This window comes from Streptomyces aureus, from assembly GCF_001418135.1.
Lineage (GTDB): Bacteria > Actinomycetota > Actinomycetes > Streptomycetales > Streptomycetaceae > Streptomyces > Streptomyces aureus_A.
Genome location: NZ_LIPQ01000474.1, coordinates 1 through 8,322, shown reverse-complemented (window position 1 = coordinate 8,322; position 8,322 = coordinate 1). Strand labels below are relative to the sequence as shown.

The window sequence follows — 8,322 nt, the reverse complement described above, 5'->3', positions numbered from 1 at the left end:
GCCCTGGAGGGGCGGGGAGGTCAGCTGCGGAAGGTGTCGTTCAGGACGAGCTGGCCGGAGGCGGGGACGGTCGCGGTGCGGTTGGCACCGGATTCCCAGGTGACGTTCCCGGCGGCGTCCTTGCGGACGTACTTGTACTCGAAGGTCGTTCCGGCGGGCAGCGCGACCGTGCGCTTCCAGACCGGGTACGCGGCCGGGTCGAGCTTGAGGGCGGCGGCCGGGGACCAGTTGCCGAGTTCGGCGCGGTTGCCGGTGACGTAGATGTCCTGGCCGACCACGGTGGTGGCGGTGGCGGGCGGGGTCGTCGGCGGCGTGGTCGGGGTCGTGCCCGAGCCGCAGTTCATCGCGTTCACGTGCAGGGCGAGTGCGGTGTTGGCGCCGAGGGTGGCGGTGAACTGGCCGGATCCGTTCACCGTCACGGGCGTGTTCGACTGGACGTCGCAGTAGGTGCCGGCGGGCAGCGAGGTCTGGAAGGTGCGGGTGAGCGCCGAGGCCTCGTGGTTGATGGCCACGTACGCCTTGGTGCCGCGGCCGAACGCGATCGCGTTGTTGCCGTTGTCCCACCAGCCGGTGACGGCCTGGCCGCGTGCGGTGTTGCGGAAGGCGACCATGGAGGAGATCTCGCGCCAGGCGTGCTGGCACTTCCAGCCGTCGGTGTAACAGGCGTTCACCTGGCCGCCGTTGGGCGGTCCGGCGTCCTTGTCGGTCCACTCGTAGCCGGAGTGGACGTCCGGGGAGCCGTAGGGCCAGGCGAGCGCGAAGACGGAGGCGAGGGTGTAGTTCGCGCCGTCCTTGTAGGAGAGGGTGTCGCCGCCGCGCTCGGTGTCGTGGTTGTCGACGAAGACGCCGGACTGGCCGGAGGGCATGTACCCCCAGGCCTCGCCGAAGTTCTTGAGGTGGGCGAGCTTCTCGTTCTGCAGGACGCGCTTGAGGTCGCGGGCGTAGCGGAACTCCTGGACGTCCCCGCTGCCGAGGTACTCGCTCGGGGAGACGGCCTCGCCGGCGCCGTGGATGGCCTCCAGCTTCCAGTACACGCCGGGCTTGGTGAGCCGCGACTTGATGTTCGCGAGGTCGGCGGCCGGCATGTGCTTGGCGGCGTCGACGCGGAAGCCGTCGACCCCCAGGGAGAGCAGGTCGTTGAGGTAGCCGGCTATCTTGCCGCGGACGTACTCCTCGCCGGTGTCGAGGTCGGGGAGCTGGACCAGTTCGCAGTTCTGGACGTTGCCCCGGTCCTGGTAGTTGGAGATCGTCGCGCGGCAGTCGTCCATGTCGGAGCCGGAGTACAGGCCCGGGTAGTCGTACTTGGAGAACGGGGTCCCGCCCGTTCCCGTACCGGAGCCGTTCGCCATGTGGTTGATGACGGAGTCGGCGACGACCTTGACGCCGGCCGCGTGGCAGGTGTCGATCATGTTCTTGAAGGCGGTGCGGTCGCCGAGACGTCCGGCGATCTTGTAACTGACGGGCTGGTACGAGGTCCACCACTGGCCGCCCTGGAGGTGTTCCTGGGGCGGGGAGACCTGAACGTATCCGTATCCGGCGGGGCCGAGGCGGTCGGTGCACTCCCGGGCCACCGAGGCGAAGTTCCACTCGAACATCACGGCGGTGACGTCCTTCTCGCCGGGCGGGGCGGCCTGCGCCGGGGCGTTTCCCGTGACGGCCACAGCGGCAGCTCCCGCCACGAGGGCGAGTGCAGCGGCCACGGTTCTTCTGGCCATGATTCCTCCTGCTGACTTCACTGTCGCAAGAAGTTGCCGAAAACTTCAGCAACTGTTTTCAGCCGTGACCGTACGAGTGCCTCGACGCCCGGTCAACCCTCCGGACACCGCAACGCAAGTTGTTACGTAAGGACTTGCGGCAACGTGGCGCGGGCGGGCGGCTGCGCCGTGGAGCCGCGGACCACCAGCTCCGGCTGGAAGACGAACTCCGTGCGCTGCACGGGGTTTCCCTCGATCTCCTCCAGGAGCGCGCCGACGGCCGCCGTCGCCATGGCCTGGACGGGCTGGCGCACGGTGGACAGCGGAGGGCTGGTGAAGGCGATCAGCGGCGAGTCGTCGAACCCGACGACGGAGACGTCCCCGGGCACGTCGAGGCCCCGGGCGCGGACGGCGCGGATCACGCCGAGCGCCATCAGGTCGGAGCCGCAGACGATGCCGGTGCAGCCCTCGCGGAGCAGGATGTCGGCGGCCGCGTGCCCGCCCTCGACACCGAAGAGCGTGGGTCTGATGAACCGTTCCGCGTCGGCGCGTTCGACGCCGAGGAGCTCGTACAGCTCGGCGGTGAAGCCCTCGGCCTTTCGGCGCGAGGGCACGTAACGGGTGGGGCCGATGGCGAGGCCGATCCGCTCGTGCCCCAGCTCGACCAGGTGCCGCACGGCCATCCGGGCCGCGGCCCGGTCGTCCGGCGAGACGAAGTTGGCGTCGATGTGCTCGTTGTAGCCGTTGATGAGGACGTACGGCACGCCCCGGGCGGTCAGCCGGGCGTAGCGGGCCGGGTCGGCGGAGGCGTCCGCGTGCAGCCCGGAGAGGAAGACGATGCCGGCCACCCCGCGCTCCACGAGCTGCTCGACGAGCTCGTCCTCGGTGGCGCCGCCGGGCATCTGGGTGCAGAGCACCGGGGTGTAGCCGTGTCCGGCGAGGACCTGCTCGACGACCTGCGCGAACGCCGGGAAGATCGGGTTGGTCAGCTCGGGCACGACGAGCCCCGCGCTGCGGCGTTTCAGCCGTACGGGACGCTCGTAGCCGAGCACGTCGAGCGCCGCGAGCACCTTGTGCCGGGTCGCGCCGGCCACCCCCGCCTTGCCGTTGAGGACCCGGCTGACGGTGGCCTCGCTGACCCCGGACTGGGCCGCGATGTCCGCGAGCCGCGGGGCGCCGTTCCCGGCACCCCGCGGCAGGGGGATCGTCACACCGCCCACCAGGCGGTCGAGTCGGCGGGCAGGACCGCGGTGTCCTCGCCGTCGGCGGCGACGATCGAGATCTCCTCGTTCGAGAGAAGGAACCGGCCGGGCAGCGGGACGGAGATGGCCCGGCCGGTGGTGTTGGCGATGCAGGCGAAGCCGTCGCGGCGGAAGGAGAGCACACCCTCGGGTGCCTCCAGCCACTCGACGGCCTCGCCCGCACCGAGTCCGGGCTGCGCCCGCCGGACGGCGAGGGCGCTGCGGTACAGCTCCAGCGTGGAGCCGGGGTCGCCGGTCTGCGCCTCGACGCTCAGGCCGCCCCAGGTGGTGGGCTGCGGCAGCCAGGAGCCGCCGGCGCCGAAGCCGTACGAGCCGCCGTCGACGGTCCACGGGATCGGGACCCGGCAGCCGTCGCGGAAGCCGTCCTGGCCGGACGCCCGCCAGAACGACGGGTCCTGGCGGACCTCGTCGGGCAGGTCGGTGACGTCCGGCAGACCGAGCTCCTCGCCCTGGTAGACGTAGGCCGAGCCGGGCAGCGCCAGCATCAGGAGGGTGGCGGCGCGGGCGCGGCGCAGGCCGAGTTCGCGGTCGCCGGGCTCGCGGAGCTGGGTGCCGAGGCCCGCCGGGTTGGCGAAGCGGGTGGCGTGCCGGGTGACGTCGTGGTTGGACAGCACCCAGGTGGTGGGCGCGCCGACCGGGCGCATCGCCTCCAGCGAGTCGTCGATGACGCGGCGCAGCTCGGCCGCGTCCCAGTGGGTGCCCAGGTACTGGAAGTTGAAGGCCTGGTGCATCTCGTCGGGGCGCACGTAGTTCGCGGTGCGCGCGACGGTGGGGGTCCAGGCCTCGGCGACGAGGACGCGCTCGCCGTCGTACTCGGAGAGGACCTTCCGCCAGGAGCGGTAGATCTCGTGGACGCCGTCCTGGTCGAAGAAGGGCATGACGTCGTTGCCGAGCAGCTTCAGCTGGTCGTGGGCGCCGAGGTCGGGCAGGCCCTCGGCCTTGACGAGGCCGTGGGCGACGTCGACGCGGAAGCCGTCGACGCCCATGTCGAGCCAGAAGCGCAGGATCGAGCGGAACTCGTCGCGGACGGCGGGGTGTTCCCAGTTGAAGTCGGGCTGCTCCGGCGCGAAGAGGTGGAGGTACCAGTCGCCGGGGGTGCCGTCCGGGTTCTCCGTACGGGTCCAGGCGGGGCCGCCGAAGATGGACTCCCAGTCGTTGGGCGGCAGTTCGCCGTTCACGCCCTTGCCGGGGCGGAAGTGGTAGCGCTCGCGCAGGACCGACCCGGGGCCCTCGCGCAGCGCGCGCTGGAACCACTCGTGCTGGTCGGAGGAGTGGTTGGGGACCAGGTCGACGATGATGCGCAGGCCCAGGGCGTGGGCGTCGCGGATCACGGCGTCGGCGTCGAGGAGCGAGCCGAACATGGGGTCGATGGCGCGGTAGTCGGCGACGTCGTATCCGGCGTCGGCCTGCGGCGAGGCGTAGAACGGGGAGAGCCAGACGGCGTCGACGCCGAGTTCCTTGAGGTACGGCAGCCGGCTGCGGATGCCCTCCAGGTCGCCCATGCCGTCGCCGTTGCCGTCGGCGAAGCTGCGCGGGTAGACCTGGTAGATCACCGCGTCTCTCCACCAGCCCGTGTGCGTGCCGGTGGTCGGGGCGTCGGCCGGGGTGGCGAGATGCTGGGTCATGTCTTCCCTGGGAGGTAAGGAGGTGCGTACAGAGGTGCGTACAGAGGGCGGGCTCAGGGCCGTCAGCCCTTGACGGCACCGGCGGACATGCCGGTGACGAGGTGACGCTGGGCGAAGAGGAACACCAGGGCCGCGGGGATGGCGATGAGCACGGAGGCCGCGGCCATCGGGCCCCACTGGGCGCCGTACTGGTTGACGAACTTCTGGAGTCCGCCGGCCAGCGTGAGGTTCTCGTCGCCGACCATGAAGGCGGAGGCGTAGGCGACCTCGCCCCAGGCGGTGATGAACGAGTAGAACGCGGTGACCGCGATGCCCGGCTTGGCGAGCGGCAGGATCAGACGCCAGAAGGTGCCGAACGGGGTGAGGCCGTCGACGTAGCCGGACTCGTCGATCTCGCGCGGGATGGTGTCGAAGAAGCCCTTCATCATCCACGCGCAGAACGGGACGGCGATGGTCAGGTACGTGATGACCAGGCCGACCGGCTGGTTGAGCAGGCCCATCGACGCCATGATGTTGTAGATCGGCACGATCAGGACGGCGACCGGGAACATCTGGGTGATGAGCAGCGTCCACATCAGGCCGCGCTTGCCGGGGAAGCGGAAGCGGCTGACGGCGTAGCCCGTCGTGGCGGAGATGAAGACGCCGATGACGGTGGTGAGACCGGCGACCAGCAGCGAGTTGCCGAACCAGGTGAGGAACGGGGTGTCCTTCAGCAGGTTCGTGTAGTTCTCGAGCGTCGTCTCCTTGAAGAAGTCCGTGGTGATCGCGTACTTGGCCGGCTTGAGCGAGGTCAGCAGGACCCACAGCACGGGGAAGACGGCGATCACGGACGCCACGATCAGGGTGACGTGCAGGGCGACCGAGGCGAGCGGCGAACGGCGGCCGCGGATCGGCGTGTTCACGACGGCCTGGGGGGTGGGGGTCGTGGTCGTCACCAGACTTCTCCCTGCTTGCGGAGGACTCGCCGGTAGACCGCGGCGAAGAGCATCAGGAGGACCAGGATGAGCACGCCCCAGGTGGAGGACTGGGCGAAGTCGCGCGGACTGACCTCGAAGGAGAACTTGTACGCCTGGGTGACGAGGATCTGGGTGGCCTCGCCGGGCCCGCCCCGGGTGAGCAGGAAGATCACCGGGAACATGTTGAAGGTCCAGATGGTGGAGAGCAGGACCACCGTCGTCGACACCGAGCTCAGACCGGGCATGGTGATGTGCCGGAAGCGCTGCCAGGCGTTGGCGCCGTCCATCTCGGCGGCCTCGTACAGCTCGCCGGGGATGGACTGGAGCCCGCCGAGGAGGGCGACCATCATGAACGGCACGCCGAGCCAGACGTTGACGAGGATGACCGAGAACTTCGCCCAGGTGGGGTCGTTCAGCCACGGGACGGCGTCGATGCCGCCGCCCGCGAGGATCTTGTTGAGGAGACCGTTGTCCTGGTTGTAGAGGAAGCGCCAGGCGAAGACGGAGACGAAGCCGGGCACGGCCCAGGGCAGGATCAGCAGCAGCCGGTAGAAGGAGCGGCCGGCGATCTTGCGGTTGAGGACGTTGGCGAGGGTGAGGCCGAGCGCGAAGGTGACCGAGACGCAGGACACCGTCCAGAGCAGCGTCCAGCCCAGGGTGGAGAGGAACTGGCCGCCGGTGAGCGCGTCGGCGTAGTTGTCCAGGCCGACGAACTCGTAGGTGGCCGGGATCTCGTTGACGCCGATCGACCGCGCGACGTTCCGCTCATTGGCGTCGGTCAGCGACAGGTAGATGCCGCGGACCAGCGGATAGCCGATGATCACCGCGATCACGATCGTCACCGGGGCGATCATCGCCCAGGCGTACCAGTGGGTGGCGAGGGAGCGCTTCCTGACGCTCCTGCGCTTGCCAGTTCCGCGGCTCCGGCCGCGGGCGACGCTGTCGCCCGCGGCCTTCACCACCGACTGGCTGGGGGTGTCCACAGCCATCAGCCGGCCTGCCTTCCTGTTACTTCCAGTCCTTCAGGAGCTTGCGGTAGGCGTCGCCCGTCGCCTTCGCTCCCGCGTCCGGGGTGGTCTGGCCGGTGAGGACCTTGGTGTACTCGGTGACGAGCGGCGCGAAGAGGCTGCCGGTCTCCGGGATCCAGGGGCGCTCGACGGCCTTGTCGACGACCGGCTTGAAGAAGCCGATCATCTCGTTGGTCGCGACGTCGGGCTTGATGTAGACGGACTCGCGGGTCGGGAGCAGGCTGAGCTCCTTGGCGACCGTCGCCTGGGTCTCGACCGAGGTCATGTACTCGGCGAAGGCGTAGGACGCGTCGAGGTTCTTGGAGCCCGCGTAGACGGCGAGGTTGTGGCCGCCCTGCGGGGCGCCCTGGCCGGCCGAACCGGCGGGGACCGGGGCGATGCCCAGGTTCGCCTTGTCGGCGAACTCCTTGCCCGCGTAGGTGTCGGCGACGGCCCACGGGCCGTTGATCATCATCGCGACCTTGCCTTCCTTGAAGGCGGTCTGCATGTTGTTCCAGCCGTCGGTGGCGTCGGTCTTGGCGGCACCGGAGTCCACCAGGTCCTTGACGACCTTGAAGCCCTTCACACCGGCCGGGTTGTCGACGGTGATCTGCTTCTTCTCGGCGTCGACGAGGTCGCCGCCCTCGCCGTAGAGGAAGGAGAGGAACCAGTAGGCGTCGTCGCCGCGCAGGTAGAGGCCGGGGTTGCCGGTCTTCTGCTTGATCTTGGCGGAGACGGTCTTGAGCTCGTCGATGGTCTTGGGGACCTCGACGCCGGCCTCCTTGAAGATCTTCTTGTTGTAGAAGATGCCCATGGAGTCGATGACCTGCGGGACGGCGTAGGTCTTGCCGTTGTACTTGGTGGAGGCCGCGGCCTGCTCCAGGAAGTCGTCCTGGTTCTTGAGGGCGGCGGTGCCGTCCAGCGGGGCCAGGTAGCCGAGGTCCGCGAACTCGGGGGTCCAGGCGACCTCGGAGCGGATGACGTCGGGGGCGCCGGAGCCGGACTGCGCGGCGTTCTTGAACTTGTTCTGCGCCTCACCGAACGGCACGTTCACGTACTTGACGGTGACCTTCGGGTGCTTCTTCTTGAAGTCCTCGGCGACCTTCTTGAAGACCTTGTCCTCGGAGCCGACCGTGGAGGTGTCCCACCAGGTCACGGTGCCGGAAAGCTCGCCCGAGCTCTTCGAGCCGCCGTCCGAACCGCTGTCACTCCCGCACGCCGCCAGGGTCACGCCCAGGGCCGCGACCAGCGCGGTGGCCGCTATGCCACGCCGCATGTGAACTCCTTCAACTGATCCCGGGGGGACGAGGGGCTGGAACCTTCCTCATGCGACCGCTCCCTCGCGGCGCTCCGGGTTGCCAGGAACGTAACAGGGATGAAAACGAACCGAAAGACCTTGCGAGAAGTTTCTGCAAGGACCGGGGATCGTTACATCCACGTGTCCCGAAGGTTGCCGTTGAATCGCTTGACAGCAGCTGACACACGCCCCTCACGCGCCGTACGGCCCCGCGCGCACGCCCCCAACGCACCACGCGCGCCCCGCAAAACCTGCAAGAGCTTGCGGAGTGGCTTGCATCACGCGTACCTCAGCCGTGCGGTGGGCAATACGCCCCGTGACCGGTACAGTCCATCCTCATGACCGCGCGGCTCTCCGACATCGCAGCCCAGGCGGGGGTCAGTGAGGCCACAGTCAGCCGCGTGCTCAACGGCAAGCCCGGTGTGGCCGGGGCCACCCGTGAATCCGTCCTTGCCGCGCTCGACGTGCTCGGCTACGAGCG

At 69.3% G+C, this 8,322-nt stretch carries 7 protein-coding genes; 1 reads left to right on the top strand and 6 read right to left on the bottom strand.

Going from position 1 to position 8,322, the window contains the following annotated elements; all coding sequences use genetic code 11:
- Nucleotides 1-20: 20 nt before the first annotated feature.
- The 6 genes from AOK00_RS31125 to AOK00_RS31100 form a co-directional block, all read right to left on the bottom strand.
- Complete coding sequence (locus AOK00_RS31125) at nucleotides 21-1,715, bottom strand: carbohydrate-binding module family 20 domain-containing protein (protein ID WP_055603537.1); 1,695 nt, start codon at nucleotides 1,713-1,715, stop codon at nucleotides 21-23.
- Between the two features lie 122 nt (nucleotides 1,716-1,837).
- A complete protein-coding gene (locus tag AOK00_RS31120; RefSeq protein ID WP_079042292.1) occupies nucleotides 1,838-2,914 on the bottom strand; it encodes a LacI family DNA-binding transcriptional regulator in 1,077 nt (358 codons plus the stop codon).
- Nucleotides 2,902-4,581: a glycoside hydrolase family 13 protein gene (locus AOK00_RS31115; protein ID WP_055603536.1), complete on the bottom strand. Its 1,680-nt coding sequence runs from the start codon at nucleotides 4,579-4,581 to the stop codon at nucleotides 2,902-2,904. Before AOK00_RS31115 ends, AOK00_RS31120 begins: the two co-directional genes overlap by 13 nt.
- Before the next feature lie 62 nt (nucleotides 4,582-4,643).
- Nucleotides 4,644-5,519: a sugar ABC transporter permease gene (locus AOK00_RS31110; RefSeq protein WP_037637533.1), complete on the bottom strand. Its 876-nt coding sequence runs from the start codon at nucleotides 5,517-5,519 to the stop codon at nucleotides 4,644-4,646.
- On the bottom strand, nucleotides 5,513-6,526 hold the full coding sequence (locus tag AOK00_RS31105; protein ID WP_055603535.1) for a carbohydrate ABC transporter permease: 1,014 nt from the start codon (nucleotides 6,524-6,526) through the stop codon (nucleotides 5,513-5,515). Before AOK00_RS31105 ends, AOK00_RS31110 begins: the two co-directional genes overlap by 7 nt.
- 19 nt (nucleotides 6,527-6,545) lie before the next feature.
- The gene (locus AOK00_RS31100) at nucleotides 6,546-7,820 is read right to left on the bottom strand and encodes an extracellular solute-binding protein (protein WP_055603534.1); all 1,275 of its coding nucleotides are present in this window, start codon (nucleotides 7,818-7,820) and stop codon (nucleotides 6,546-6,548) included.
- 359 nt (nucleotides 7,821-8,179) lie between these two features.
- On the opposite strand from AOK00_RS31100, the gene AOK00_RS37760 reads away from it, so the two are divergent.
- Nucleotides 8,180-8,322 (top strand): LacI family DNA-binding transcriptional regulator (locus AOK00_RS37760; protein WP_159041881.1); only part of this gene is annotated, 143 nt, incomplete at its 3' end.